Source organism: Streptomyces sp. NPDC051822 (genome assembly GCF_044452745.1).
Classification (GTDB): Bacteria; Actinomycetota; Actinomycetes; order Streptomycetales; family Streptomycetaceae; genus Streptomyces.
The window spans coordinates 112,546-136,567 of record NZ_JBITBZ010000007.1 but is presented as its reverse complement, the minus strand read 5'-3'; the positions used below and the strand labels follow the sequence as shown (position 1 = coordinate 136,567).

General features: G+C 69.7%; 22 protein-coding genes and 4 pseudogenes. 16 read left to right on the top strand and 10 right to left on the bottom strand.

Annotation, left to right across the window (positions count from 1 at the left end; translation table 11 throughout):
* The first annotated feature begins 194 nt into the window (after positions 1 to 194).
* Both ACIA8N_RS22265 and ACIA8N_RS22260 read left to right on the top strand, forming a co-directional pair.
* Positions 195 to 380, top strand: coding sequence for a hypothetical protein (locus ACIA8N_RS22265; RefSeq protein ID WP_365778835.1), 186 nt, complete (start codon positions 195 to 197; stop codon positions 378 to 380).
* 149 nt (positions 381 to 529) lie between these two features.
* Positions 530 to 763 (top strand): annotated as a pseudogene (locus ACIA8N_RS22260) (SOS response-associated peptidase family protein); the annotation flags it as partial.
* Here the strand turns inward: ACIA8N_RS22260 and ACIA8N_RS22255 are convergent.
* Positions 751 to 885, bottom strand: a pseudogene (locus ACIA8N_RS22255) (ATP-binding protein); the annotation flags it as partial. The pseudogenes ACIA8N_RS22260 and ACIA8N_RS22255 sit on opposite strands and share 13 nt — an antisense overlap.
* Positions 886 to 1,570: 685 nt before the next feature.
* Here ACIA8N_RS22255 and ACIA8N_RS22250 point away from each other — a divergent pair.
* On the top strand, positions 1,571 to 1,774 hold the full coding sequence (locus ACIA8N_RS22250) for a cold-shock protein (protein ID WP_030219333.1): 204 nt from the start codon (positions 1,571 to 1,573) through the stop codon (positions 1,772 to 1,774).
* 36 nt (positions 1,775 to 1,810) lie between these two features.
* Here the strand turns inward: ACIA8N_RS22250 and ACIA8N_RS22245 are convergent, their stop codons facing one another.
* Complete coding sequence (locus ACIA8N_RS22245; RefSeq protein ID WP_365778832.1) at positions 1,811 to 2,215, bottom strand: hypothetical protein; 405 nt, start codon at positions 2,213 to 2,215, stop codon at positions 1,811 to 1,813.
* 717 nt (positions 2,216 to 2,932) lie between these two features.
* On the opposite strand from ACIA8N_RS22245, the gene ACIA8N_RS22240 reads away from it, so the two are divergent.
* The 3 genes from ACIA8N_RS22240 to ACIA8N_RS22230 all read left to right on the top strand — a co-directional run bounded on the left by ACIA8N_RS22240 (position 2,933) and on the right by ACIA8N_RS22230 (position 5,193).
* A complete protein-coding gene (locus ACIA8N_RS22240) occupies positions 2,933 to 3,196 on the top strand; it encodes a hypothetical protein (RefSeq protein WP_365778830.1) in 264 nt (87 codons plus the stop codon).
* A 483-nt stretch (positions 3,197 to 3,679) separates the two neighbouring features.
* On the top strand, positions 3,680 to 4,558 hold the full coding sequence (locus ACIA8N_RS22235; RefSeq protein WP_365778828.1) for a hypothetical protein: 879 nt from the start codon (positions 3,680 to 3,682) through the stop codon (positions 4,556 to 4,558).
* The gene (locus ACIA8N_RS22230; protein WP_365778826.1) at positions 4,555 to 5,193 is read left to right on the top strand and encodes a hypothetical protein; all 639 of its coding nucleotides are present in this window, start codon (positions 4,555 to 4,557) and stop codon (positions 5,191 to 5,193) included. The genes ACIA8N_RS22235 and ACIA8N_RS22230 overlap by 4 nt, the downstream gene beginning before the upstream one ends.
* A 371-nt stretch (positions 5,194 to 5,564) precedes the next feature.
* Here ACIA8N_RS22230 and ACIA8N_RS22225 read toward each other — a convergent pair whose 3' ends face one another.
* Complete coding sequence (locus ACIA8N_RS22225; protein WP_365778824.1) at positions 5,565 to 5,987, bottom strand: STAS domain-containing protein; 423 nt, start codon at positions 5,985 to 5,987, stop codon at positions 5,565 to 5,567.
* A gap of 968 nt (positions 5,988 to 6,955) precedes the next feature.
* Between ACIA8N_RS22225 and ACIA8N_RS22220 the strand changes: the two are divergent.
* Positions 6,956 to 7,853: pseudogene (locus tag ACIA8N_RS22220) on the top strand (IS630 family transposase); the annotation flags it as partial.
* A 144-nt stretch (positions 7,854 to 7,997) separates the two neighbouring features.
* Here the strand turns inward: ACIA8N_RS22220 and ACIA8N_RS22215 are convergent.
* A complete protein-coding gene (locus ACIA8N_RS22215) occupies positions 7,998 to 8,396 on the bottom strand; it encodes a hypothetical protein (RefSeq protein WP_031127777.1) in 399 nt (132 codons plus the stop codon).
* A 266-nt stretch (positions 8,397 to 8,662) separates the two neighbouring features.
* On the opposite strand from ACIA8N_RS22215, the gene ACIA8N_RS22210 reads away from it, so the two are divergent.
* A complete protein-coding gene (locus tag ACIA8N_RS22210) occupies positions 8,663 to 8,803 on the top strand; it encodes a hypothetical protein (RefSeq protein WP_365778822.1) in 141 nt (46 codons plus the stop codon).
* Between the two features lie 110 nt (positions 8,804 to 8,913).
* On the opposite strand, the gene ACIA8N_RS22205 is transcribed toward ACIA8N_RS22210, so the two are convergent.
* Complete coding sequence (locus ACIA8N_RS22205) at positions 8,914 to 9,267, bottom strand: hypothetical protein (RefSeq protein WP_365778820.1); 354 nt, start codon at positions 9,265 to 9,267, stop codon at positions 8,914 to 8,916.
* A 496-nt stretch (positions 9,268 to 9,763) separates the two neighbouring features.
* Here ACIA8N_RS22205 and ACIA8N_RS22200 point away from each other — a divergent pair, with 496 nt between their 5' ends.
* On the top strand, positions 9,764 to 10,318 hold the full coding sequence (locus ACIA8N_RS22200; RefSeq protein WP_365779202.1) for a TerB family tellurite resistance protein: 555 nt from the start codon (positions 9,764 to 9,766) through the stop codon (positions 10,316 to 10,318).
* Here the strand turns inward: ACIA8N_RS22200 and ACIA8N_RS22195 are convergent.
* A pseudogene (locus tag ACIA8N_RS22195) lies at positions 10,317 to 10,602 on the bottom strand (helicase); the annotation flags it as partial. The gene ACIA8N_RS22200 and the pseudogene ACIA8N_RS22195 overlap by 2 nt on opposite strands.
* Positions 10,603 to 10,645: 43 nt before the next feature.
* On the opposite strand from ACIA8N_RS22195, the gene ACIA8N_RS22190 reads away from it, so the two are divergent.
* Positions 10,646 to 11,332 carry a S1 RNA-binding domain-containing protein gene (locus ACIA8N_RS22190; RefSeq protein WP_365778818.1) on the top strand — a complete coding sequence of 229 codons (687 nt, stop codon included), beginning with the start codon at positions 10,646 to 10,648 and terminating at the stop codon, positions 11,330 to 11,332.
* Positions 11,333 to 11,504: 172 nt separating this feature from the next.
* Here the strand turns inward: ACIA8N_RS22190 and ACIA8N_RS22185 are convergent, their stop codons facing one another.
* Together ACIA8N_RS22185 and ACIA8N_RS22180 are read right to left on the bottom strand one after the other, a co-directional pair.
* The gene (locus ACIA8N_RS22185; RefSeq protein WP_365778816.1) at positions 11,505 to 11,972 is read right to left on the bottom strand and encodes a DUF5959 family protein; all 468 of its coding nucleotides are present in this window, start codon (positions 11,970 to 11,972) and stop codon (positions 11,505 to 11,507) included.
* Between the two features lie 1,645 nt (positions 11,973 to 13,617).
* A complete protein-coding gene (locus tag ACIA8N_RS22180) occupies positions 13,618 to 14,100 on the bottom strand; it encodes a VTT domain-containing protein (protein WP_365778814.1) in 483 nt (160 codons plus the stop codon).
* Positions 14,101 to 14,659: 559 nt separating this feature from the next.
* On the opposite strand from ACIA8N_RS22180, the gene ACIA8N_RS22175 reads away from it, so the two are divergent.
* Complete coding sequence (locus tag ACIA8N_RS22175) at positions 14,660 to 15,148, top strand: 2'-5' RNA ligase family protein (RefSeq protein WP_365779200.1); 489 nt, start codon at positions 14,660 to 14,662, stop codon at positions 15,146 to 15,148.
* Between the two features lie 402 nt (positions 15,149 to 15,550).
* On the opposite strand, the gene ACIA8N_RS22170 is transcribed toward ACIA8N_RS22175, so the two are convergent.
* Both ACIA8N_RS22170 and ACIA8N_RS22165 read right to left on the bottom strand, forming a co-directional pair.
* Complete coding sequence (locus tag ACIA8N_RS22170) at positions 15,551 to 16,123, bottom strand: hypothetical protein (protein ID WP_365778812.1); 573 nt, start codon at positions 16,121 to 16,123, stop codon at positions 15,551 to 15,553.
* A gap of 221 nt (positions 16,124 to 16,344) precedes the next feature.
* Positions 16,345 to 16,887, bottom strand: coding sequence for a winged helix-turn-helix domain-containing protein (locus ACIA8N_RS22165; protein ID WP_365778810.1), 543 nt, complete (start codon positions 16,885 to 16,887; stop codon positions 16,345 to 16,347).
* Between the two features lie 57 nt (positions 16,888 to 16,944).
* Between ACIA8N_RS22165 and ACIA8N_RS22160 the strand changes: the two genes are divergently transcribed.
* The 5 genes from ACIA8N_RS22160 (at position 16,945) to ACIA8N_RS22140 (ending at position 23,838) form a co-directional block, all read left to right on the top strand.
* Entirely contained in the window at positions 16,945 to 17,850 is a 906-nt protein-coding gene (locus ACIA8N_RS22160; protein WP_365778808.1) for a S41 family peptidase, read from the top strand.
* Positions 17,851 to 18,188: 338 nt separating this feature from the next.
* Positions 18,189 to 18,878, top strand: coding sequence for a DUF6882 domain-containing protein (locus tag ACIA8N_RS22155; RefSeq protein ID WP_365778806.1), 690 nt, complete (start codon positions 18,189 to 18,191; stop codon positions 18,876 to 18,878).
* 510 nt (positions 18,879 to 19,388) lie between these two features.
* A complete protein-coding gene (locus ACIA8N_RS22150; RefSeq protein ID WP_365778804.1) occupies positions 19,389 to 19,673 on the top strand; it encodes a pyrimidine/purine nucleoside phosphorylase in 285 nt (94 codons plus the stop codon).
* Positions 19,674 to 20,071: 398 nt separating this feature from the next.
* Positions 20,072 to 20,725, top strand: coding sequence for a sensor domain-containing protein (locus ACIA8N_RS22145; protein ID WP_365778802.1), 654 nt, complete (start codon positions 20,072 to 20,074; stop codon positions 20,723 to 20,725).
* A gap of 1,316 nt (positions 20,726 to 22,041) precedes the next feature.
* Positions 22,042 to 23,838 (top strand): fatty acyl-AMP ligase, encoded by a 1,797-nt coding sequence (locus tag ACIA8N_RS22140; protein ID WP_365778800.1) that lies wholly within the window; start codon positions 22,042 to 22,044, stop codon positions 23,836 to 23,838.
* The last annotated feature ends 184 nt before the right edge of the window (positions 23,839 to 24,022 follow it).

Here is a 24,022-nt window from a genome sequence, read left to right as displayed (position 1 = left end):
CTTCGATTACGTATTTCTACTGACGCCTCGGGCGCGCAGCGTTGGGAGACTCACTTCATGAGCTTCCTGACGGAGCCGTGGTGTCACGCCGGGGAGCTTGCTGACTCCCTACTGGGCAATTGCCGCCAGCTGTCCAACGGGTAGCCAACGCTGTCTGGTCAATAGAACCCGCCTGCACATTGGAGAGTCCTCCGTTGGTTTCCAAGATTCGAGTCCTTCTCGGCATGCTCGTGCTCCTGGCGCTGGCCCTCGGAGCCATCGCCCTCCTCGCGGCCGTGAATGCCGATGCCACCTGGTTCACGGTCGTTCCTCTCGGCATCCTCGTTATCGGCGCGTCCGTCGTTCAGTCGCTCGGATGGTTCAACAAAAAAGGCAGCTGACGCCTGGCGCCTCGCAGGGCCCCACAGCCTCCACTGCGGTGCCCTGCTCGCGGGCCGACGGCAGCCCCGTGGTCGGCATTCCATGGGAGGGGAGAGGCAGGCGCGAGGTGTGTCGGACGACGAACGGGATGAGCGAAGGTCCGGGCCACCCGAAGGCCGGCTTCCGGATGATCAACGTCCGGGTCGAGAACCGCGCACGAGAAGCCCGCCTTCCGACGCGCCTTCGCCGAACGCCGCTGCCTGTTGCAGGCCGACGGCTTCTACGCATGGGAGCCGGTGAAGGCATCACCGGCGACGAAGCCCCCGATGCCTGGCTGACGACCTGCACGATCATCACCACCGAGGCCACCGACGCGGCCGGCCGCGTACACCCCCGCATGCCGAGTTGCATGTAGCCGAGTTCATCGATGCACAAAAGATCAACGCGGCCGTAGCGGGCGATGGTCTTGGTCAGCTGCTTCTCGTCTGCGGCCTCGACGAGCTCGTCGACCAGCTTGGTCGCCAGGACTGCTGCACTCGCCCCCGCCGTCGCCCTCGCGCCCGCCAGGCACCTGGAGTTCCGGCTCACCCGGCGGCGTCTCGGTCCCGGCCCCAGGCCGGGCTGGGGCCGGGGTCGGTCCGGTCTGGGAAGGGGAAGCCGACGCGCCGTTGACGCGGCCCCGTCGCCAGAGCGCGCAACCGGAGCCACGGACCGCACCGGCCGGTGGACAGAGAAGGCCGACGCGCTCACCGCACCGCAGCACACCCTCGACACCAGGGTGCACGAAGCCGTCTGTGACGCGGCCGGCTACCTGAGTGCCTGCCGGGAGATCCGCCCAGACTCCTGCGCCGACCCGGTCTACGTCGCGTTGTACGACGTGGACGACGTGGACGACGTGGACGGCGAGGGGGGCGCGGGCCCGGGAACCGGCTGCCGCTGTGCACGCCGCCTTCTACGGTGACCTCGGCCCTCTGGCCCGCGCCGCGCCTTCTACGTCGTGACGGTCATCTGTCCCTGGGCTTCAGGCGTTTCGTGTGGTCACATCGCGTGTGGGCGTGTACCGTCCGGGTTAGCTGTCGTGGTTCGGATCTTCCCTTTGCCCATGCCGTCGGCGTGGGCTTTTTTGCTGTGCTGTGCCGCAGGAACCAGGGCGATCACCTCCGTCTCCCACACCGTGTGGGAGACGTTCATCGACTGGAAGGCATGAGACATGGCTACGGGAATCGTGAAGTGGTTCAACTCGGAAAAGGGCTTCGGCTTCATCGAGCAGGACGGTGGAGGCCCGGACGTCTTCGCCCACTACTCCAACATCGCTGCCCAGGGCTTCCGTGAGCTCCAGGAGGGCCAGAAGGTGGAGTTCGACGTCACCCAGGGCCAGAAGGGCCCCCAGGCGGAGAACATCCGCCCGGTCTGATCCCGGGCTGCATCTCCGACGCCCCGCGGGCGGCTCTCAGCCGCCCGCGGGGGTACGTGCTCGTCGTCGCCCCCGCGACGGGCTCCCCTTGGTCCACCGCCGCGGAAGCCGAGGCCTGCGGGGAAGATCACCCGGGGAGTTCCGGTCGGCGAAGAAGCGGGCGATCTGCTCGGCGCCGTCAACCGGATGGAGCAGCGCGGTGATCAGTCCGCCGCCGTCCCCGACGGCGGTGGCGTCGGGATCGAGCAGAGCGATGAGGGCGCCGATGTCCTTGGCCTGCCACGCCCGCGCGAACTCCGGGACGAGCCCTGGCCGCTGGGCGGTCGGCGACTGGGGTGCCCGCGAGGCGTCGATCCGGCGGCGGGCCGAGGTCGCCGGCTCGGAGAACGTGGAGCGGAAGACGTCGTGGAGCACGAACACCACGCGCTCCGCGGGGGTCATCGATCGGATCCCGCGATGACCGGCGGAGCCCTCGCGGTTCTGGCGGGCCGTCAAGACATCGGTACAAGGGTCCAGGCGGTTCGGCGCGCCGTCAGCTGACTCGCCCGCGCCCAATGCAGCGACGGGTGCCTTCGAGCGAGGGTGGAGCTTGGCGGAGCACAACGCCGTGTTCCGGGTCGTGCACGGTCTGGCCGCCACCTACGACCTCGCACTCCTGCCCGCCGAGGACCAGTACCTCATCGACCGCGCGCTGACCGCCGCCACCCGGTATCTTGCCGACACTATGAACGGCGGCGGCGGCTGGGGTTACCGCCAGGCAAGCAGCAGTTCGACGGCAGCTTCCACGCCGTCCCCGACACCACCGCACAGCGCGGCCTGCCCATCGACATGCCGTACATGCCGACCGCCTACGTACCGCGTGGCCTGGCCGCCGCGGAGTGAGTGCCGTGTCGTTGCCGCGCCGTCCGTCAGGCCCTGGCCGCCACACCGCGTCACTGTCACCGCCGAGTGGCTCCGCACGACGAACCTGGCCGACCGCACCCGACTGCGACACGCTCTCCACCAGCACTGCGGGGAGCAACTCGTCCGTACCGGAACCCGGTTCGGCGCCATCGCGCGCGAACCTACTGCGCCCGCCACACCGACACGATCCGCACGAGCGCGCACGTCGCCCCCATCGCCCGCCGGGCCGCCGAGACCGTCCCCGTCGCGATCGTCATGGTCGACGACGGCGGCATTGTCCGCGCCGGCCTCACCGCCATCGGCCAGCCCCATCTCGCCACCACGCCGATCGCCCGCGAACACCCGCACATCAAGCCCGCCCCGACTCCAACCTCCTCGCTGCCGCACGCCTCGGTGTCCCCCCGGCCGCCTGCCTCGCCTACGAGGACACCGACGAAGGCATCACCGCAGCCCGCACCGCCGGAATCGGTCGTCGACATCCACGCCGCGCTGGAGCCGGCCTCGGAGACCGATAGCTGACGTGCCCTTCTCCTTCCGAACCCGCCAACCGCCAGACGGGACGTGGGAAGTCGGTCTGCCGACCGTCAGGGGGCGGAGCTGCAACGCCAGGTGCAACTCACTGCGCGTGCTGCGGCTCTGACCTGCCCGGCGCTGGAGTGGAGCCTGCGGCTGAGCCGCCTGGAGGGACGACGCGCGCGCGTGTGAACCTGGTGGGAAAATGGGGGTGTCCCCGATTCTTCCTTTCCTATGGTCACTGCCACGCGGCTCGTGCGTCGACTGCTGATGGCTGTGCTTCTGAGCGTAGCGATCAGCGTGGGGCCGGTCGCTCTCCCGGCGTCGGCGGAACCGTCACCCCCGCCGACGACGTCGGAGCCGCCACCGGGCACATCGGAACCGCCGCCGACGACCTCGGAACCCCCGCCGACAACCTCGGAACCGCCGGCTGCCGCGGCCTCCCTCACGCTGGACCCGGACCACGGCTCCGTCGGGGACCCGATCGACGTGCGAGGCACCGGCTTCGAGGGGTGCTCCGCCGGCACCGTGTACCTCCACGTGGTCGACGGGCCCGAGATCGCGTCCGGCATCCCCGTGGAGGAGAACGGCGACTTCTCGTACACGGAGCCCATCCCGGCCGACACGGACCCGGACACGTACACCTTCCGGGCCGAGTGCACCGATGAGCCGTCCCTCTACGCGGACGCCGACCTCGTCGTCGAAAGCCCGGGGGAACCACTCCTCACCCTCGCTGAGGAGGAGGGCGTGAAGGGGAACAACGTACAGGTGGAGGGGACAGGCTTCCGGTGCTCGAACGTCGACCTTCTGTGGGACGGCGACGAGCCGCCGCTGGCCACCGCCCCCGTCAACGAGACGGCCGCCTTCGTCACGGAGATCCCCGTACCGAGCGACGCGGAGCCGGGCGCGCATATGGTGCGTGCGGTCTGCCATGACTATCCGGAGCAGTACTCCGAGGCTTCGTACGAGGTCACGGACGAGCCGGGCTTGACGAGTCCTACTCCGACGGATCCGGGGGCGACCGACCCGAACCAGGCGGTCCCGAATCCGACGAACCCCAACCAGACGGACCCGAATCCGGCCGTTCCGCCCGGCACCACCGGAGGCTCCACCCCCGTCGGGTGGGTCGTCGGCCCCGCCTCCCTCGGCGGCGCGCTCGCCCTGGCCGCCGCCGCGGCCGTCTACTTCGGGCGGCTGCACCGGGGCCCCCGCTGGGTGCGCAACCACGTACGGGCCACCTTGCGGCCCGCCACCGGCGACACGGCGCTGATCGAGCACTGGTCGCCCGGCGAGGCGCCCACCCGCTCCACCCGGTTCGACCCGCACCCGGACCCCGGTCGGCAGACCCTCGACGAGGAGGACCGATGACCACCACCGCGCCCTTAAGGGCCACGACCCCGACGGCCGTCCGCTCGTTTCTGCTCGGCGACGGGGAAGGCCTCGACGGTCCGCTGCGTGCCCATGACACGGCCGGGCCGCTGCTCGCACCCGTACGGGGCCGGACGCCCGCCGCCGACCGGGCCGTCGAGCACGAGTTGGCCAGGGTCGTGGACGACTTCCTCGGCCTCGACGTGCTCGACCTGGCCGCCGCCGGCTGGCGCGGCCACTCCGCACTGCAGTCCGCCGCGCGCCGCACCCGGGAGCTGCCGGGCAGCGAGGAGGTCATCGCGCTCGCGACCCACCGGGTCACTTCCGCGCACCGGCCCTACGTCGACGTCTACGTGGACGGCGCGAAGATCGGCACCCTGGACGTGCAGCTGAACGTGGTCTTCTGGATCTCCGGGCTGGTCTGTGTGGTCCGCGACGCCTGTCTGACCGGCGTGAGGTCAGGGGAGTGCGCGGTCGACGCGAGCCTGGGGGCGCAGGGGGCGGTGATCGCCGAGCGCCGGGGCGGTCGGCTGGACCTCCCCGGCGGATTCGCGCTGCGGGGCCCGGTGCCGCTGTTGCGGGACGAGCCGAACCTGCACGAGGCCCGGACCGCCCCGGGGATCAGTATGCAGTGATCAGCCCGCGTGTGATCAGCCTCGATGATGCTCAAGGCGAGCCCACCGCGTGCGGTCACATCGCCCGGGGTTTCTCGGGCACGTCTCGGAGGTGCGTTCAGGTCCCCGTCACCGTCCCCGATCAGCGTCATGTGTGTGGCTCCGAGGCATAGTGGGGCCCGTGTCGGCCCGCGGGCCGACACGGGCCTCCATCTCTTCCTGTGTCTATGCCGTGGGGCGCGGGAGCGGGTGCGCCAGGCGGCAGTGGATGAAGGTTCTGCGAGGGCTGCGCCGGGGCAGTCGGGCGGGGCCATGGGTCCGTGCTTCCCGGGGTTCCCAGTGCACGAGGAGGACCGCTGCGAGTATCGGGCCGCAGGTCAGGAGTATGAACGTCATGGTGTGACCGCTGCCGTCGGCGAGCCGGCGTGTGCCCGCTGCAGTCCTGTTGCGGCGGACGCGTTCAGGAGGCGCTGAACGGCCCGGGAGTGGTTCGCGAGTCTGAGGCGCCGTCCGTGCCGGGGCCACCAGTGGAGGATGGCGAGGAAGCCGGAGTCACAGAAGGCGACCCGCGAGGTGTCCAGTACGAGGCCGCTGTAGCCGTTGTCGATGGCCGAGGCCAGCAGTGCCCGCAGCGGTGTGGCGCTGTAGTGGTCGATCTCGCCGGCGAGGTGGAGGACCAGGGTGCTGCCGAGGGTGGTGCAGGAGTCGATGATTATGACGCCGGGCGCGGTGTCCGCGCCCGAGTCGTGCATGACGGGAGGGGCAGGGGCGGCGAGAGTCGCGGGCAGTATCGGGGCGGTGGTTGAGGTACTCACATCCCCATCAACGCTGCCCACCCAGGGCCGGGAAACGAGCCACGCGGCCCTTTCACCCCATCTGACCAGTACCGATCCCCGGTAAGAGGGAAAGATCCGACCGGGGAAGAAGGCATGCGGGCATCTGTGACGCGACCACTGGTCCCAAGATCGCGGGCGCGGCTGTGCGGCCACGGCCGGCACGCTCCTGCTCGTCGTCGGCGTTCTTGAGTACCGCTCCCGAGCGTCGGACCTCTGGCTCGAGGGTGGAATGCTCTTCCTCAACGCCTTGCATGCTCGTACGGGACGCACGGCAGCTCCGCACCAGGCTGGCTTCCTGACGAGCGGCGCCGTCCTCTGGTTCTGGCCGCACCGATCTGTCCGAGCCGCCCGCCGCGATCCACGGGCGATGACGATCAGCCTCCGGGTGCGTGGGTACGAGATGGACGATGCCCCCGGCCGGCACCACCGAGCGCAGACCGGACGTCGTCCTCCTCGGCCTCGGCCTGCCGGACACGGACGGCATCGACGTGGTGCAGAGGGCAGGGCAATCCGTAACGCCTGGGGAAGTGGGGCTTGTCTTGTGGCTCGGGCGGCCGCTTCAGCACGTCGACGGGTCCGGAGGGTCGAGGGCTTCCAACGTGGCCCTGACGCAGTCGCTGACGCCTGTCGAACCGCCGGATGCGTAGACGCAATCGGCCGTGGACATGCTCGCCAGGCTGGTCCAGATCATGCCGTTGCTCGCGTTGGCGGGGAGCATCCCGGTGAGGACTGCGGCAGCGGCCGGCCCGATCAGGGAGAGCTGCCTCCGCCACCTCCTCCAGGGAAGGGTGGGGTTCGGTGTGCGCATGTGCTGTGACCGCATAGGTTCGCCGGGTTGGTGGTCGTGGCGGTTGGATGTGCGGTGCCGTCCGATCCGAGCGTTGGAGGTGCGGTGGCCGAGCCTGTCCGTGTGCGCAGACTGACTGACCAGGAAGGCCAACGCCGCGATCGGCCCGGCCTGCCTGGACCCTCAGTGGGCGGGAGGCCGTCCCCACCTGCTCAGCGCCCACGACGAGGAACTCGTCATCCAGACGGCCACCACCGGCTCGACCAAGCTCGGCCAGCCCTTCACCCGCTGGTCGCTGCGCAAGCTCGCCGCCTACCTGCGCAAAGTCCACGGCCGTGTGATCCGTATCGGCCGCGAGGCATTACGCGGCCTGCTCACCCGCCGCTGCATCACCTTCCAGCGCACCAAGACCTGGAAGGAGTCCCCCGACCCGGACCGCGAGGCGAAGTCGGACCGGATCGAGGAGGTTCTCCACCGCCTCTTCGCCTTCGACGAGTTCGGCCCCTCGGGATCCGGGCCACCGGCGGCAGCTGCTGGGCCGAGCAGACCAAGCCCGACCGGCTCCCGGCTGCCTACCACCGCACCCATGGGTGAGGTACTTCCACGGCTGCTACTCGGTCGGCGACGACCGCCTGTGGGGCGTCAACCGCCGTAGGAAGGGTGCCGGGAACACGCTGGCCGCGCTGGAATCGATACGCGCCTCCCTGCCCGACGGAGCCCCGGTCTACGTGATCCTGGACAACCTTTCCGACCATAAGGGCGCTGACATCCGCCGCTGGGCGAAGAAGCACAGGGTGGAGCCGCGCTTCACCCCGACCTACGCCTCGTGGGCGAACCCCATCGAAGCCCACTTCGGACCACTGCGGCAGTTCACCATCGCCGACTCCCACCACCACAACCACACCGTGCAGACCCGGACCCTGCACGCCTACTTGCGCTGGCGCAACGCCAACGCACGCCACCGCGACGTCCTGGCCGCCGAACGCGAGGAACGCGCCCGCATCCGCAGCGAGAAGGGCATCCGCTGGGGCGGACGCCCCCTCGCCGCCGCTGCCTGAACGACCCGGCGAACCTACGCGGCCAAAGCCAGGTGGCTTCTTTCGGACTGTCGCATCCAGTGGCCCGGCCACGCCATTGCCTGAGCGGGTTGACTCAGCGCTCGACTCAATCAACCAACGATCAGATGATCCGCAGGAAAAGCTTCAGTACCCGCGGCCCCACCAGAACAGCGTCACCGCCGCTGCCAGCAGGAGACCAGCCCCGGCCAGGAACCTGGCGGCCCTCGGGCGCCGACGCGGGTCCGAGAACGCCGAGAGGAGCAGGAGGGGGACCGACGGAGAGAAGACGAGCATCCCGACCCAGGAGCCGATCAGCGACCACGGCAGCAGCACCGCCGCGATGGTCCCGGTGGCCCACTGGAAGGCGGAGGGCCGGGCGTACAGGAACAGCGGTACGGCGGTCAACATCGTGGTCGCGACCACGAGGGGGAGTACGAAGAAAGGGTCGCCGGAGGCGATGACCGGCGTTAGCGGGGTGACCACGGCGCACGCGGCCAGGCCGACCTGCCACGGATGAACACTCTCGCGCGCGGTGACCCGCATGGCCGCCCCCCAGAATTCGGTGCCTTGAACGCGTTCAAACTACCCCAGCCGGTGATGGACCCAGACGTCGGGCCCGACGTGGACCCCGTAGCCCTGCTCCGTTCGCAGCGGACCGGGGCGAGGGCGCCGCGTAAGCGGACCGGCCGTGTCGAAGGGGAGGCCAGTTCTTTGGATCACATCCGCTGGCCGAGGTTGTCGTTGATGATGTCCGTGTGATGATCCGCCCCGTGCACAGCGAGAGATCAGCCCGAGGAGGTGGTGAAGCCATGGGAACTTCGCCCAGAACCGAGCGCCATCGCCCGGCGGTCTTGCGGGCCGAGGGCTCCGTACCACTGTGCGACTACGCGGTGATCGGCGACGGCTGGACCGCGGTACTGGTCGCCCGTGGCTGTGCTGCGGTGTGGTGAGCGCGTCGATCTTCACCGTCCACGTCGGGGCCTGGCGTTCGAGCCCGGCTGACACCGTCCCCCGGATGGGGACGAGGCGGTCGAGGCGCGGTGCCGCACCATCCGACTGCCTACCCTCCGGGCTTGCGCTCCGCTGCACGCCTGTGCGCCTCTTCGAGCGCGGCCTGCCATCGCCGGTTGACCTCTTCAGGCCTCTGGTGCCCGCACTCGATAAGGTCGCCCGCCCTGTCGGTGACTTCCGCGTAGCAGTCACCGTTCTCGATCCAGACGGCGACGTTCTCGATCCCCGCCGACCGGTCGTCGTCATCCACCCAGAAGGTCATGGAGAAGGCCGGCTCATCGCCGTTGTAGTTGGATCGGACCCGGAACGTCTCGTCCGGCCTGAGCCATCGATCCTCACCAAGAGGCTCCAGCCACATGACGAGCCATCCCTTGGAATCGTTGCGGACATCCATGACAGCCATGTCCGCACCTTAGCCGCGACGATGATCAGGGACCGGTGTCAGGACCAGCTACTTCGAGTGCGGGCGCACGTCCTCAAGGACCGCGCCGAGGCGCGGGACGACCTCGATGCACTGGCCAACGACGACGATGACGCTGGGGGTCAGTGAAACGGACCACCCTGAGTACTGGCGCCGCCTGCATGAGATGGCGCGTCTTGTCGCCGATTCCCCGCAGGCAGCCACCAAATGAGATGACGTCTGAATGCCGGGTGCCTTGGGCCTCGTCCTGGTGGTGCTCGGCCGCCTCGGCGGGCGCCGGTCCTGCCCGGCCTCCCGTCTCGGTCGTCTTCGCGTCGCGTCGTTCCGGCCTGTGCCGGCGTTGGGGTGGCATGTGCGCTGAGGGCGTCGTGTCAGTCGTGGTGGGGGAACTTCACAGTGTGTGGAAGGCGTTAGCAGGGTGGTGCGCGATGATGCGTGTCCAACGAGGTACGACGTGGCAGAAGCTGAGGTGGCACGAGTGGCGATGTGGGATCGGATCAAGGACCAGGCGACCAGAGGTCTGCAGCAGGCCCAGGGGGTACGCGGCGGCTCCGGCGGCCACGGGCCGTCCGGCGCACGGTCCGGGGGCGGTTCCAGGGCCGAACTCGTGAGCGGGCTGAAGTCGCAGCTCACGTCGTTGAAGACGGAGCTGAAGAGCGGCGCTTTCCGGGACGCCAGCATGGCCATGTGCGCGTTGGTGGCCGCCGCTGACGGACGGGTCGATCCGGCCGAGCGCCAGCACGTCGAGTCGCTCATCCTCACCAACGACGTCCTTCAGAACTTCCCCGCCGATCAACTCCGCCAGCGTTTCAACAAGCACGTCGACCAGCTTTCGGCCGGCTTCGTCATGGGCAAGGCGGCGGTGCTACAGGAGGTCGCCAAGGTGGCGAAGAAGCCGACCGAGGCACGGGCGGTCATCCAGACCGGCATCGTGGTCGCGGGTGCGGACGGCTTCATCGAGCCTGCCGAGGAGCAGATCATCCGTGAGGCGTGTGCTGCGCTTGGCCTGCCGGCGGCGGAGTTCGGCATCTGATCCGCTGACCTCGGCGAAGAGGAGTGCGGCCGTGTACCTTCCGCTGGGCCGTCGGGTCCTGCGGGTCGTCCCGGTCGACCAGCGAGGCACAGGTGGCGAAGATGACGGCCCTGACCCGGCCCACAGGGGCGAGCGGATCGGGTATGTGTGGTCCGTACTCCGAGCTCGTTGAGCACGGGGTCGTTCTCCAGCGAGCAGACCGCCACCATCGATGTCCGATGCCCCACCGCCCACCACGCCTGCGCGGTCTGGGCGAGGCGATCCAGGGCGGGTACGGTGACGAGCTGATCAGGGTTTGTCTTCAGACGGACAGCCACTGTCATAGGTGTGAGAGACCACCGCGAAACCACTGTCACGGGCTGGTATCCGTGGAGGCGGCGCACTGACATGAAATCGGTGGATGGCACCCGGGACCGCCCGCGCGGCGACGCGCTCCGGTCCCGGGCGCACCGTGGAAGGCCGGACAACATGATCGGACCGACTCAGAACCCGGAGCTTTGGGAGTTCCTGGGCTCGCTACGGGAGGGGGACCTGCTTTCCGGCACCGTCGCGGCCATCGAACCGTTCGGGGTGTTCGTCACCCTGGACGAAGGCCCCCCGCACCCCTGCTTCCCGGGGGTCGGGTTCCTCACGCTGCCGGAGCTGAGCTGGCGGCGTGGCGTCGGCGCGTCGGAAGTCGTTCAAGTGGGCGAGCGCGTCACCTGCGAGTTCCTCCAGTTCGACACGTGGAACGGGGAGGCCCGGCTGTCGCTCAGGGCCACGGGGCCCGACCCCTTCCAGGCGTTCACCGAGCGCGTCGGTGTGGGGCGCGAGCTGTCGGGGCGGGTCGTCCAGCGGCTTCCCTTCGGTGTCGTCGTAGAGGTCGCCGACGGAATCGAGGGGCTCGTCCACGTGAGCGAGCTGGCCCCCGACCGATCCGACCCCGAGGCCGACTTCACTGTGGATGAAGAGATCGCTGTGGTCGTCGTCGGGGTCGACCGACAGCGCCGAACGGTGAGGCTGTCCCAGCGGTAGGCCGTGCCCTGACGGAGCCCGCAAGTCGGGTCTGGATGACGAAAACCATCAGTCCTACAGGAAGAGCCGACCAGAGGCCGGCCTCCCCGCTCGAAGGCACCGCCGCGCCACCCTGCGGCTGCGTGACACTGTTGTGTGAACGACTGCAGGGCAAGGGGCGAAGAAGGCTTCCTCAATTGCGTCGCATGGGCCACGCCTGCCGAACTCTGTCCAGTCGGGCGCGATGGTCTTCAAGCCAGCCGTCTGCCAAGTCGACGATGACCTGAACGGTCGTCAGGGACATCGAGCGGTCGGCAACCGACACCGTGGCGCGTTCGAGGCCCTCCTCCAGGTCGACGTGTAGTTCGGTCGCTCTCTTGTCCTTCCTCCAGGCGATGCTTTCCCCAACGGCCAGGGTGTTGAGTGCCGTCTCCCAGTCCGTGAGGTCCTGCGGGAAGAGCCAAGTCTTGATGCTTCCCTTGACGAACCTGGTTTCGATACTGATCTCGCCGACCAGGACGTCAGGGTGCCGGCCAGATGCGCCAAGTTCTTGGCCTGTTACGCGAACAACGACGCTGTTGCCTCCGATGCCCGCCAAGTGGATCAAATCCATCGGGTCGTGCGTTTCCATGTCAACTCCCGCCCTCTGGTTCACGACCATGGGAACCTACTCCACTGTCCACCCGATCCCGATCCCGATGCCCCCATTCAAGATCGTCTGTGGCCGGTCCGGACATGGCGGCAGGGCTCGTGGGAGTCTCCTTGTCGAAGGGCAGGCCGGCTCGCGAGTCGGTGACGATTCCGGCCTCGGGGAGCGCGGCAGGGGACCGTCGAGCCAGGACCGTGTCAGGATCCTGAAGCGAAGGAGCTCGAATGAGGCTCGGCCGTACATCGCCCTCTTGCGGGCTTTCACTCAATTGATGTGGCCTTCGACCACGCCCGAGCTCCAGTGAACGGTGAGGCTGGCAGCGACGGCGCATAGGTCCTGCCGGAGGCAGCCGGCAAAACCGCGGGCGAGGTCGCAGGTTCAGGGGATGGTCGGGCAGGCGATCCTTGCGTCTACAGGTGGGCTCGCGTTCGGGTGGATGGGTGTCTTGCGGTCGCGTGATCCGGTTGGTGATCTTGCGTGGGCTGGGAACGTCCGCGCGGATCGGTTCGGCGTTACCGGCGGCCAGGGTGCTGAGGTGCTTGCGGACGACCAGGCGATGCCGCCGTAGCCACGTTCGGAGATCTCCGGGAAGAGGCGACGAGGAGGCCGCCACGCTGCTCGCTGCCCGAACCGAGCACCGGGTGTTCCGACTTCCGGTGGTGTTGCCGGGGCCTCGAACGCGACACGGCGATCGGGCTGCTCGCCACGACCCGCGAGCGCCAGGGCCGCACCGACGAGGCGACCTCCCTTCTGCGCGCGGACGCCACCACGCTGGTCCACCCCAACGCGGCCTTCGAGCCGCTGCAGCTCCTGTCCCGGCACGGCCGGGAGGCGAGGCGATCGTCGTGATGTGGGGCGACCGGATCCTTCGTACTCTTTCCGACCCCCACCTCGGCCCGGGCCGCCCCGAGGACGGCCTGGCTCACCTTGACGCCCTCGCCGCCGCCGCTGGGAGCGCGGAGGACTGGGACCTCTTGGATAGGGCTGGCGCTGATCGCCGCCCTCGACCACGTCGATGAAGCGATCACACAGGCCCGCTCTCAGCACGAGGTCGCGACCTCGGGCCGGCGCCGTCCTGCGCCCGCACGCTTCCGCGAACAGCCACGACCTGGCCGGGTACCTCATTGACCTCGGCCGCATCGAAGAGGCCATGACGGTCCTGCACCAGGACAAGTCTCGTCCGTCACAGGCCGCGGCCGTCGCCGCTCGGAGCGAAGAACCCCTGTTCTGAAGATATGCCCGGACGTAGACCCGGTCGGTTGGCCCGCAGCCCGAGCACGACCGACATCGAGGAGATCACCGCGCCGGGAACGACTCGTACCGGGACCCGGCCCGCGAGGCTCGCCGCAATTCCGCACACGCCGAGTACGGAACCGGCTCGAAGGCGACAACGGTCGTAGGGCAGTCCTGGGCAAGACCGAGAAGGCCTGGCCTTCGGCCTCGTCGGCGTCGAATTGCGAGCGCGGTTCCGTGCCGACCCAGCCGTGGCGTAGGCGCAGTGGTGGGAGGTGCCCGAGGGCAGCCATTCGGTCGGGTCCTTGTCTGCCTTGGACCCGATGGACACCGCGGTGACGGCGATCAACGCGGCTGCTGGGTGACGCGGACGCGGATCTCGTACGGCGTGCCGCTCCTGATCGCCCTGGCCTGCTCGGGTGGTTCAGGATTCGTCGGCGACGGTGTCACCAGAAGGCACGACCGGCCTTCTTCTGCCGTACACCACCACCCCGCACACCGTGAGGAGGAGGACGGCCACGACGGCCGCCCCGAGAGCCGGCCGCTCGGCGAACAGCCTTCCCAGCACTTCGAGCGCGCCGAGCCCCGCGGTCGCGTAGACGAGCGCCCAGGCCGCTCCACCCACGAACAGCGCAGGGAGGTAGCGCGGCAACGGCATACGCATGCTGCCCGCCAGAAAGTTGGCGGCGGTCTGGAAACCGATAGTCAGGAAGGAGACGGCCACCACGGGCGCGCCCCACCGCTGGATCGCCCGTTCGGCGCGCCGGAACTTCGCCGAAGAGATCCGCCCGGCGAACCTGCTGCGCCGGGCGCCAGTGCCGGCGAGCCACCCGACGGCGAACGTCCCTCCGGCACGAAGCAGGACGATGACATACAAGGCTCCGGCCGTGAGCGCGATCTTATCCACGACGCCTCGTCCCGAGCGCCAGGCCGAACCCCGAGTCCCCAGTCACGCGCATGGGCGTTCCCTTCCCACCGGGAGCACGACACGAACGAGCCCGGTCACCATGTCTCACCTGCGCTCTGCCTCTGGCTGTTCTATCGGCTTGGGTTCCCACCTGCGGCAGCCGAACCCAGACCCGTACATCCGGGTCCAGACGCCCAGGCAAGGCCAGCCTAACCGAACGTGCATGCGGTGGATACGGGCGCCTGGTCACGGCAGGAACCGGGCGGCGGTCGTGCGGGCCTGCAGGCGAGAAGCGGGAGCGGGAGCGGGAAGGCATGGCCCCGGTCATGCTGCCGTGGGTCACGGCGGCATGAGAGCGCGGCGGTGATGCGCCGCAGGCAGTGCCGCGGCGGAGGCACGATGCGCAAGCGGTGTCCCAGGCGGGCGGTTCGGCTGGACGGTGAGATCGGTCGTGATCGTTCGGCGGAAAAGGGGCCGTGCCGTCTGCGGCGGTGGTGACACCATGCGGTGTCATGGCAGATGACAGCACCAGTTCGTTTCTGGGGGCCAGACGGGGCTCATCGTCCGGATTCCGGAGGCGGAGCCGGCCGTCCGCGGGTGGCGTGAACGGCTCGACCCCTCAGCCCAGGCCGGGGTTGCCGCCCACGTGACCGTGCTTTTCCCGTTTCTCGACGAGAGCCGAATAGAGGCGCCCGTCCACTGCGCTCTCGCGGAGGTGCTGGGCGCCCACCAGGCTTTTGACCTGTGGTTCGCGAGGTGTGGACGACTCCCGGGAGTGCTTTATCTCGTCCCCGAGCCTGACACGCACTTGCGGCAGCTCACCGAAGCGATCGCTGATCGTTGGCCCGAGGCTCCGCCGTATGGCGGCCGGTTTGCCGAGATCGTGCCGCACCGGACCATCGCGCAAGGCCAGGAAGGCGCCGTCCTGGAGGAGATCGAGGCCGACCTTGCCGGCAGTCTCCCGTTCACATCTCATGTCGCGACGGTTGAACTGATGGTGTACGCCGGGGCGAAGTGGCAAGAGAGGGCGTCGTTCGCACTCGGATAATGAAGCAGGTCAGAGGCTTGGCCGGTCCGCTGTGACGCGGCGGACGGCCACCGACGCGCAGATCCCCCGACGGCCGGGCCCTTCGCTCGTCGTTGACGAACTGGACCGCCGAACCCGCCCCGGCGTCCGGCACCGGACTCATGGCCGGCCTGGCCGACCTCGACACCACACCCGCGCAGCCTGACCGTACGAGGTGGTGAACGGGGCGCGGGGCCGGGGCCGCAAAGGGCAAGGTCGGCCGCCACCCGTGCCGACAGGGCGTGCGTGGCTGAGGCCCGGCGCCCCGGTGCGGTGCCGCCGGGCAGTCCGCCTTCTTCGCCGTGCGAGAGCACCAGGCCGTCGCCGCCGGCGGGGAGTCCGCGGAACGGTGGAGCCGGCAGCGCCCCTGAACGGGCCGACGGGTCACGCGGCAGGCGTCCGGCTCCGCGGAGGCTCGGTGGAGAGCAGTGCCCAGATCCTGCGGCCTTCGTCGGAGGCATCAGTGCCACAGCTCACCGTGCCGGTGACGGACGCGAGTGAGGCCAGCACGGTCTGGTCGGGGCCAGCCTCGGTGTGGCTGAGGACCACGACGAGGAGCATGCCGTCCTGGTCCGCCAGGTGAACGCTGACACGCTTGCCCGCGTCCTTCACGGCCGTGTCGACGAGAAGGCGTACGGTCACCTCCAGCAGGCTGTCCCGGGGATGGCTGTACGCCCAGCTGTGCACGGCTTGCGTCACATTGCGGACCGCCTTGTCGGCCGCCCAGGAGTCCGCGGGGAAGACCCAGTTACTGACTCGCCGGTTCCTGACGGCCATACGCGGGCGCCGGGTCTCGATACGGGCCTGACCCGACCCCAGCAGGGGGAGCGCCGTGCGGACGGTCTTCGTCTTCGGCTCGGGCCGGGGGGGCTCGACCGGCTTCTTCTGCGGAGGTGGCGTCCGAGGCGGATAACTCGGTGGGACCTTCGGGCCCTTGTTCTCCGTCGGCTCGTTCAACGGAACCTCCTCGCGCTGTCTGATGCCCCTACCCATCGTGGCAGCAGTTCATGGACGCCGGTTGCCACTTCGCTCCATTCGTCCCAGCCCACCGGACCTTTCCCCGCCCAGGCACTCACGGTTCCAGAAACGCCCCCGAACCACAGGACGTCGACGTGGCCGTGCGATGCGAACGCGACGAGCAAGCCGGCCGACCCGCGAGGTGATCCGGAGGAAACGCTCTAGGCGGAACCTGTGGGGCTGGTCGGCAGGGCGTGCTGGTAGAGCGCCACCAGCACGCCGTGCAGGGGTTGGTCCTCTGGGGCTTCCTCGGCCTCGTCGACCAGTTCGGCGAGGGCCTCGCCGAGTTCTCTTGCCTTCGCTGGGCTGAGGCGCAGGTGGCGCAGTGTCAGGTGGGCCTCGGCGGGGGAGCGGTCCAGTTCCTGGGCGATCGCCGCGAGCATCGCGGCGGTGCCTGCCGCCTGGGGTTCGGCGACGACCATGTGACGGGCCGTGCGCTGGTAGTACTGCTCGGTGCCGCCCCGGACCTGGCGGGTCTCGGCGATATGGATCAGCCCGGCTTCACGGAGCACCTTGAGGTGGTGGGCCACGTTGCCCTTCTTCGCGTCGAGCTGCGCCGCGAGCTGGCTGGTGGTGGCAGGCCGGTGGCCCAGGGAGAAGAGCAGCCGCTGACGCAATGGATGAGCGAGCGCCGCGAACTGCTCAGGCGCACCGATCTCCAGGACGTCTTCAGGAGGCGGCAGGTAGGGAGGCTGATCACGCATTCCGAAAGTGTCTAAACTCTTTGACGCTTACGCAAGGGCAGTGCTCTACTCCCGGCCATGACGACTTCAACGAAGCTTCCGCCGGCCCCTGTCATCGACGAGACGATCCGGCTCCTGACCGAGAACTACGTTTTCCCCGAGACAGCCGAGCAGCTCGCCCGCCTGCTGCAGCGACGCCTCGCCGAGGGCGCCTACGACGTCGACGACGCAGAGGAACTCGCCCGTCTGGTCACCGCCGACCTGCAGACCGTAAACGGCGACCGGCACCTGAGGCTGAAGCACCACGTCGACCCGGTGTCCCCGAAACGGGGGGCGGCCACCCGGGACGCCATGCGCCGGGACTTCGACACCTCACTCGGCGGTGCGCCCCGTGTGCAGTTGCTCGACGGAGGGGTCGCCGTGGTGGAGCTGGCACCGATGCTGTTTCCGCTGGAGTGGGCCGCCGAACCGCTGAGCGCCGCGCTCACCCTGGCCTCCCGCGCTCAGGCACTGATCGTGGACCTGCGCGCCAACCGGGGTGGCGACCCGGACACGGTCGCCTTCGTCTGCAGCTATCTGCTGGACGAGCGCACCCACCTCAACACCATGTCCTGGCGCGGCGGCGAGCACAGCGAGCAGTACTGGAGCCTGCCGCACGTTCCCGGCGCGCGCTTCGGCGGCAGCAAGCCGTTGTACGTGCTGTCCAGCGACAGCACCTTCTCTGCCGCCGAGGAGCTGGCGTACGACCTCCAGCAGCTCGGCCGCGCCGTGGTCGTCGGCGAGCCCACCCGCGGCGGCGCACACCCGTGCCAGGGCTGGACCGTGCACCCCCACCTGGAAGCCACCATCCCCGTCGGCCGCGCCATCAACCCCGTCTCCGGCACGAACTGGGAGGGCGCCGGCGTGCAGCCGGATGTCCCCTGCGCTGCTGCCGACGCCCTCGACCACGCGCACGTGCTGGCCCTCGCCCGACTGGCAGCCTGACCCAGTCAACCGTCGGGTGGGTCTGGGGCGGCAGGCCGTGCGGCCGGTTCGCGACCCGGGTCGCCTCGCCGGCAGGTCGTCGAGGAGCCTGACGATCATCTCCGGCTCGGCGAGGGTCCCGTCCTCGCCTCGATCACCCGCAGCGTGTGAGGCATCGCATCGCGCTGCCCGCGTCCGAGAGGAGGGACGCGTCTCTCGCGTCGGTCTCGGTCTCGCCGCGACAGAGGTCGGCGATATGCCGCATCGTCGGCCCGGCAGGTAGGCGTCCGGGCAGCCCAGAAGCGGGGAAGGACGCCCCGGCCAACCGTCGTTGGGCCTTGCCCCCTACGCTCGGGATCATGACAAAGGGATTCAGCGATCAGTTCCTGCTCGAGGCGGAACGGCACGCCGTCTGGGGCGCTGCCCAGCTCGAGGCGCTCATGGAGTTCCTGCCCGAGGCGCCGTGGAGCGCGGACCTGCCGACGTGTTCGTACCAGCAGGGAGAGGTGCAGCTGCGGGTCGGTGTCCTTGGGACGTACGACATGGAGGGGGGTTCCTGGCTCTGGGGCTGGGCGAATCCGGGGCTCGGCGGGAGTGAGGTCGTGGCGTTGTCCGCTGCCGTGGCACGGTACGGGCAGGCGCACGGGATCCCTGAGTTCACCGCTGAGGAACTTGATCTGTCCGGGTTCGACGATCCTCGGCGGGCCGCCGAGATGCTGGCCTTCGCGGGGATGGGGGTAGCCAACACTCCCGGGTACATCGGGCAGCCCGCTGGGCCCGGCACCCAGGTGTACTTCCTGCCAGACGACCCGAAGGTGCCGACCGCCCAGCTCGATCCGGTTGCCCTGCCGCGCGTGCTCATGGCCGGGGTCTCACTCATCGGGCGTTCGCCGCGACAGGCGGTCACGGGGTACTTCGAGCACCACGGGGTGCCGCAGCGGGTGGAAGGCGACCGGCTGATCGCCGATCTGCCGACCGGGAACGCCGTCGTCGTCTCCTTCGACCGGATGGGGCGGATCGGCAACATCCGGCTCACGGTCAGCGGCTGACCCGACCCGCCCGTCAGGAAGTTGCTTGCGACGGCCGGCGGATCGTACGACCCGGACGTCGACGCGGTCGTCCAGAGGGGCTCGCCGAGGATCGTCGGCCCGAGGAACTCGCACAGCCGCGCCGCCAGGAGCGGCAGCACGGGCGCGATCGCCCTGCGAACTCGCCTGGCCGGCCGAGTCCGGCCGACTCGATCCCGGCGTGGCGAGCCGGGCCGGCGACGAAGCCCCCTGCGACTCCTGACCGATCGCGGCGACTACCGCGTCTTCGGTGGTCGACGGCCGGCTCGCCCGCGCCCCGCCCGACCAGTCGGGCCACTACCCTGACCCGCCCGCCCCGCCCCGTACCAGCGCCCCGGTGGACGCCCGGGCCCCCTCAGTACTCGCCGAGTTCGGGCGGCGGACAGGGCGCGGCAAGCGTGCTTGGCCGAGACGTAGCCTTGCCTTCCGGGGCTGCCGGCCGCGGTGTCGAGTCGCCGGCCCTGTCTCAGCTCGGCTTCCAGGAGGAAACGCATGTTCAAGGTCAACGAGTACTTCGATGGCACGGTCAAGTCGATCGCGTTCGAGGGCAGCGAGGGTCCCGCCACGGTCGGAGTCATGGCCGTCGGTGAGTACGAGTTCGGTACCGCACAGCGGGAGATCATGCACGTGGTCTCCGGCGCGCTGACCGTCAAGCTCCCTGGCTCCGACGCGTGGGAGGAGTTCGGCGCCGGCACCCGGTTCGACGTCCCGGCCGACAGCAAGTTCCAGCTCAAGGTGGCCGTGGAGACCGCCTACCTCTGTGAGTACCGCGACTGATCCAGCCTGCCTCAGCCGGTGACGGACGGTCAGTGGGCGGCTGCGTCCGGGCCTGTTCCGAGCCGGCGCCGACCGGGCGAGCGCGTGCTGATCGCTGGACTCACCCTGCACCGCACCGCTCGTACCGAGTGATGCCCAGCTCGTCGACCAGCGCCCGGACCGTGCTGGAGGCCCGTGACCACGCACTGGGCGCCCATCTCGATCGCGCTGAGGGTGGTACGGACACTCAACCGGTCGGCAGCGACGGCAACCCGACACCTCGGTCGATCGGGGCGGTGTCCACCGGCACGCGATCCGGTACGCGCACACCCCGACCTGTGAGGGGTGGGGTCAGCCCTACCCTCCGGGGTCCGGTTAGCAGGCTCGCTGCGGGGCCGTGGAAACGCGAACCTGGTCCCATGACTGAGACCACCTCGCTCCTCGCCGTGCCGCAAGCGCCTGTCGCGCCCGCGTCGGGTGCCCGCCGGTTCCGCTGCGAGCTGGGATACCTGCTGTCGGGATTACCGTTCGGGCTGGCGGCGTTCACTGCCGTGGTGACCGGCGCCGTCCTCGGGATGTCCACCCTCGTGGTCTGGGCCGGGTTGCCGATCCTGGCCGGAACGCTGCGAGCGGCCCGGGCCCTGGCCAACGTAGAACGCCGGCGCGTGACGGCCGTCACCGGCCGCCCGTTGCCGCCGTACCGCCCTCGGTCGTCTGGCACGGGATGGGCGGGAACGCTGCGCGCGGTACGCGATCCACGGTCCTGGCGCGACCTTGTCCATCTGATCGTCGCCTTCCCGCTCCAGGTCGTCACCTTCAGCGTGGCACTGACATGGACCCTCGGCGGCCTCGGCGAGCTGCTCTACGCCACCTGGTCGTGGTCCCTGCCCCGGGGGCAGGACAATCAGGGGCTGGTCGAGCTGGTATTCGACACCTCGTCACAGGCCGCCGACATCGGCTTCAACACCGCCATCGGGGTGTTCCTGCTGGCCACCGCGGTCCCGGTGGTCCGCCGGCTGGCCGCGTTGCAGACCCGATGCGCCATCGCCCTGCTGACCGACCGGGCCATGTAGCCATCGTGCTGTGCCCGGCACTCAGTTGCCCAGGTGCGGTGTGCGATGCGCTACTGCACCAGGGGGCGAGTCGGTCGTTGGAGCGTTCCCTGTGCGCCCCCGTCCTTCGGTGCGGGGAACCAGGGCGCTTCCCGGCCCCCGGGTCGGTACTCCAGCGTGGTCGTCGTCGCCTGCCGCCGGCGCACCGGGCGCGGGGAGCGCTGAGTCCCCGCGGCCTCGCCCTTTCCTGTGCTCCGGACTTGGCGTGAAGTGGCCGGTCCGCGGTCGGTCCTCTGTTCCGCCGAACATTTCGGTGAGGGAGTCGGCCGTTTTCTCCAGGCTGCTGTCCCGAGCGGAAGAAGACCGCCATGGCAGCGGTCGCGCCGCAATTCCTTTCGCGGGCGCGCAGGCCGTGGTCGCTCCGTTGGCCGGCGGCCGTCCCGGAAGCTCCGACGTGGAGCCACCATGGCGGGGACCGTTTTCGGACTTCACCGCAGCACGGTCTGGGCTGGGAGGCATTATCCCTTTTCCGTCGCTGGCCCCGGTTGAACTGAATATTTCCTGCCGGTGAAGTAATCCGGAAGCCCGTGTGCGTCGAATGTGCCTCGAATGTGCCGCGAATGTGCGTTGGGTGTGCGTCGGGTGTGCGTCCCGATCCTGACGAAGAATCGAGGCGGCTGCTCCGTAAGGCTTGCTCCGTCATGTCCCGAATACCCCGATGCCCAGCGAAATCGCCGCACTGTGCCGGTGAAGGCGGGTTCCCCTTCTGTCAAGAGGGCCTTTCCCCGGCAGCCTCTTGTGGCGAGATCGAAGCCATGTATACCGTTTCTCGGTGCGCCCCTCGGGGTGGCATGGATAAGGAAATCGGACAAAGGGGTAGTAACCGTGGTCTACGGTGCAGCCCTCGTCGTATCGCGCGCATGTGGTGTGCGGCTTTGCTGGGCGGGATAGCTTTTCCATTCGTTCCACAGAGGACTTCGAGTAAAAGAGAGCTATCCTGTTTCAAAAGAGGATCAGCCCTGTATGGTGTGTCGAGTGGTCCGATTATCCCCGTGGGGGACTCGGGTCGAATGGTTTCCATCAGGATCAGCACGTGCGCACGAACTGTAAAATCCGCCGCTTTACGGGGGAGGTCAACAGAGGGTGTACGACCACGAAGATCCGCACTACTTAGCCGTCCGGCCGCTGTGCCGGAAACCGCAGTCCACGGCGTCGGGGAACCGAGTCCTCCGCAGCGGCGACCCCGCCGGCCCGGCGGCCCGAAAGCACGGGAGCACGCCGTGCGAGTCGGCCGCGGGCCTCAGGCCGCGCCCTGGCGGGAGACGAGGGCCGCTGCTGTGAGCAGTCCCTCCGCAGAACCGCTGGCCGGCCCCCACCTGGTGGCCGCGATCTCCGCGACGGCCCAGGCCGACCCCGAGCGCAAGGCCGTGGGCTTCGTCCGGCACCCGGAGCACGAGGGCGAGGAGGCGCTGCGCAGCTACGCCTGGCTCGACGCCACCGCCCGCCGCATCGCCGTCCTCCTCCGCGCCGCCGGACTCGGCACGGGTGCGCGCGTGCTGCTGCTCTTCCCGCAGTCCGCGGAGTTCGCGGCGGCCTACGCCGGGTGCCTCTACGCGGGCATGGTCGCCGTCCCCGCGCCCCTGCCCACCGGGACCTCCCTGGAGGCTGCACGCGTCGTCGGCATCGCGAAGGACGCCGAGGCGGGCGCCGTCCTCACCGTCTCCGAGACCGAGGCGGACGTCCGGCAGTGGGCGGCCCGCACCGGCCTGGGCGCACTGCCCCTCTACTCCGTCGACGAACTGCCCGGCGACGCCGACCCCGACACGTGGCGGGAACCGGAGATCCGGGCCGACACGGTGGCGGTCCTCCAGTACACCTCCGGCTCCACCGGCAGCCCCAAGGGGGTCGTCGTCACCCACGGCGCGATCGCCGACAACGTCCGCGGCCTGCTCACCGGCTTCGAGCTGGGAGCCGGCGCCCGGCTCGGCGGCTGGCTGCCGATGTACCACGACATGGGGCTGTTCGGACTGCTGAGCCCGGCACTGTTCAGCGGCGGAGCCGCCGTCCTGATGAGCGGCAGCGCCTTCCTGCGCCGACCGTTCCTGTGGCTGACGCTGATCGACCGCTTCGACCTCGCTTTCTCCGCGGCGCCCGACTTCGCCTACGACTACTGCGTACGGCGGGTGAAGCCCGAGGAGAGGGACCGGCTCGACCTGGCACGCTGGCGCTGGGCGGGCAACGGATCCGAGCCCGTCCGGGCCGAGACGCTGCGCGCCTTCGCCAAGGAGTTCGCCCCCGCCGGCCTCCACCCGAACGCCACGGCCCCCTGCTACGGACTGGCCGAAGCGACCCTGCTGGTGTCCCTGTCCGCGGGGGAGCTGCGCACCCGGCGGGTGGACGTCGCGGAACTTGAGAACCACCGCTTCGTCGAGGCGGCCGCGGGACGCCCCTCCCGCGAGGTCGTCTCCTGCGGCCGGCCCGCGGCCCTGGAGATCCGCGTCGTCGACCCCGCGACCGGCAAGCCCGTCACCGGCGACGGAGTGGGCGAGATCAGAGTGCGCGGCGCCAGCACCGCCAGGGGCTACTGGCAGAAACCGGAGGCGACCGCCGAGACGTTCGTCATGGACGCGGACGGCTCCGGGCCCTGGCTGCGCACCGGCGACCTCGGCGTCCTGTACGAGGGCGAGCTGTACGTCACCGGCCGCATCAAGGAACTCCTCATCGTGCACGGCCGCAACATCTACCCCCACGACATCGAGCACGAACTGCGCGCCCGCCACCCCGAACTCGGGACGATCGGGGCGGCCTTCTCCCTCCCCACCGAGGGGGGCGAGGCCGTGGTCCTCACCCACGAGGTGGGTCCGTCCGTCCGGCCGGAGCAGGGCCCCGAGCTGGTGACGGCCCTGCGGGCGACGCTCGCGAGGGAATTCGGCCTCGCCCCGGCCGGAGTGGTACTGGTGAGACGCGGCCGCATCCCGCGCACCAGCAGCGGCAAGGTGCAACGCCGCCTGACCGCCCGGCTCTTCACGACCGGGGAACTCGCCCAGGTCCACGCCGATCCCGGCGCCCACCGCCTCCTGGCGGCGCTCCGGGAGGCGGACGACCGCGACGGCGCACTCCCGCCACCGAAATGAACGTGCCACCTAAATGAACCGTGCCCCGAGATGACCGTGCCCCCGAGATGACCGTGCGCCCGCGATGACCGTGCCGCCGTCCTGATCCGCTCCCGGCGGCGGGCCGCTCCCCGACCCCGTGGCAACGCGATCCCCGAGGCCCCGACCTGCCCGGACGAGGGCCGACCGGGACGCCGTCCCGAAG

Excerpts from the sequence above, each read along its gene's own strand:
- ACIA8N_RS22250 (WP_030219333.1), top strand. The coding sequence starts at position 1,571 with ATGGCTACGGGAATCGTGAAGTGGTTCAACTCGGAAAAGGGCTTCGGC.
- ACIA8N_RS22245 (WP_365778832.1), bottom strand. The coding sequence starts at position 2,215 with ATGACCCCCGCGGAGCGCGTGGTGTTCGTGCTCCACGACGTCTTCCGC.
- ACIA8N_RS22240 (WP_365778830.1), top strand. The coding sequence starts at position 2,933 with ATGGTCGACGACGGCGGCATTGTCCGCGCCGGCCTCACCGCCATCGGC.
- ACIA8N_RS22230 (WP_365778826.1), top strand. The coding sequence starts at position 4,555 with ATGACCACCACCGCGCCCTTAAGGGCCACGACCCCGACGGCCGTCCGC.
- ACIA8N_RS22215 (WP_031127777.1), bottom strand. The coding sequence starts at position 8,396 with ATGCGGGTCACCGCGCGCGAGAGTGTTCATCCGTGGCAGGTCGGCCTG.
- ACIA8N_RS22210 (WP_365778822.1), top strand. The coding sequence starts at position 8,663 with ATGGGAACTTCGCCCAGAACCGAGCGCCATCGCCCGGCGGTCTTGCGG.
- ACIA8N_RS22205 (WP_365778820.1), bottom strand. The coding sequence starts at position 9,267 with ATGGCTGTCATGGATGTCCGCAACGATTCCAAGGGATGGCTCGTCATG.
- ACIA8N_RS22185 (WP_365778816.1), bottom strand. The coding sequence starts at position 11,972 with ATGGTCGTGAACCAGAGGGCGGGAGTTGACATGGAAACGCACGACCCG.
- ACIA8N_RS22165 (WP_365778810.1), bottom strand. The coding sequence starts at position 16,887 with ATGCGTGATCAGCCTCCCTACCTGCCGCCTCCTGAAGACGTCCTGGAG.
- ACIA8N_RS22160 (WP_365778808.1), top strand. The coding sequence starts at position 16,945 with ATGACGACTTCAACGAAGCTTCCGCCGGCCCCTGTCATCGACGAGACG.
- ACIA8N_RS22155 (WP_365778806.1), top strand. The coding sequence starts at position 18,189 with ATGACAAAGGGATTCAGCGATCAGTTCCTGCTCGAGGCGGAACGGCAC.
- ACIA8N_RS22150 (WP_365778804.1), top strand. The coding sequence starts at position 19,389 with ATGTTCAAGGTCAACGAGTACTTCGATGGCACGGTCAAGTCGATCGCG.
- ACIA8N_RS22145 (WP_365778802.1), top strand. The coding sequence starts at position 20,072 with ATGACTGAGACCACCTCGCTCCTCGCCGTGCCGCAAGCGCCTGTCGCG.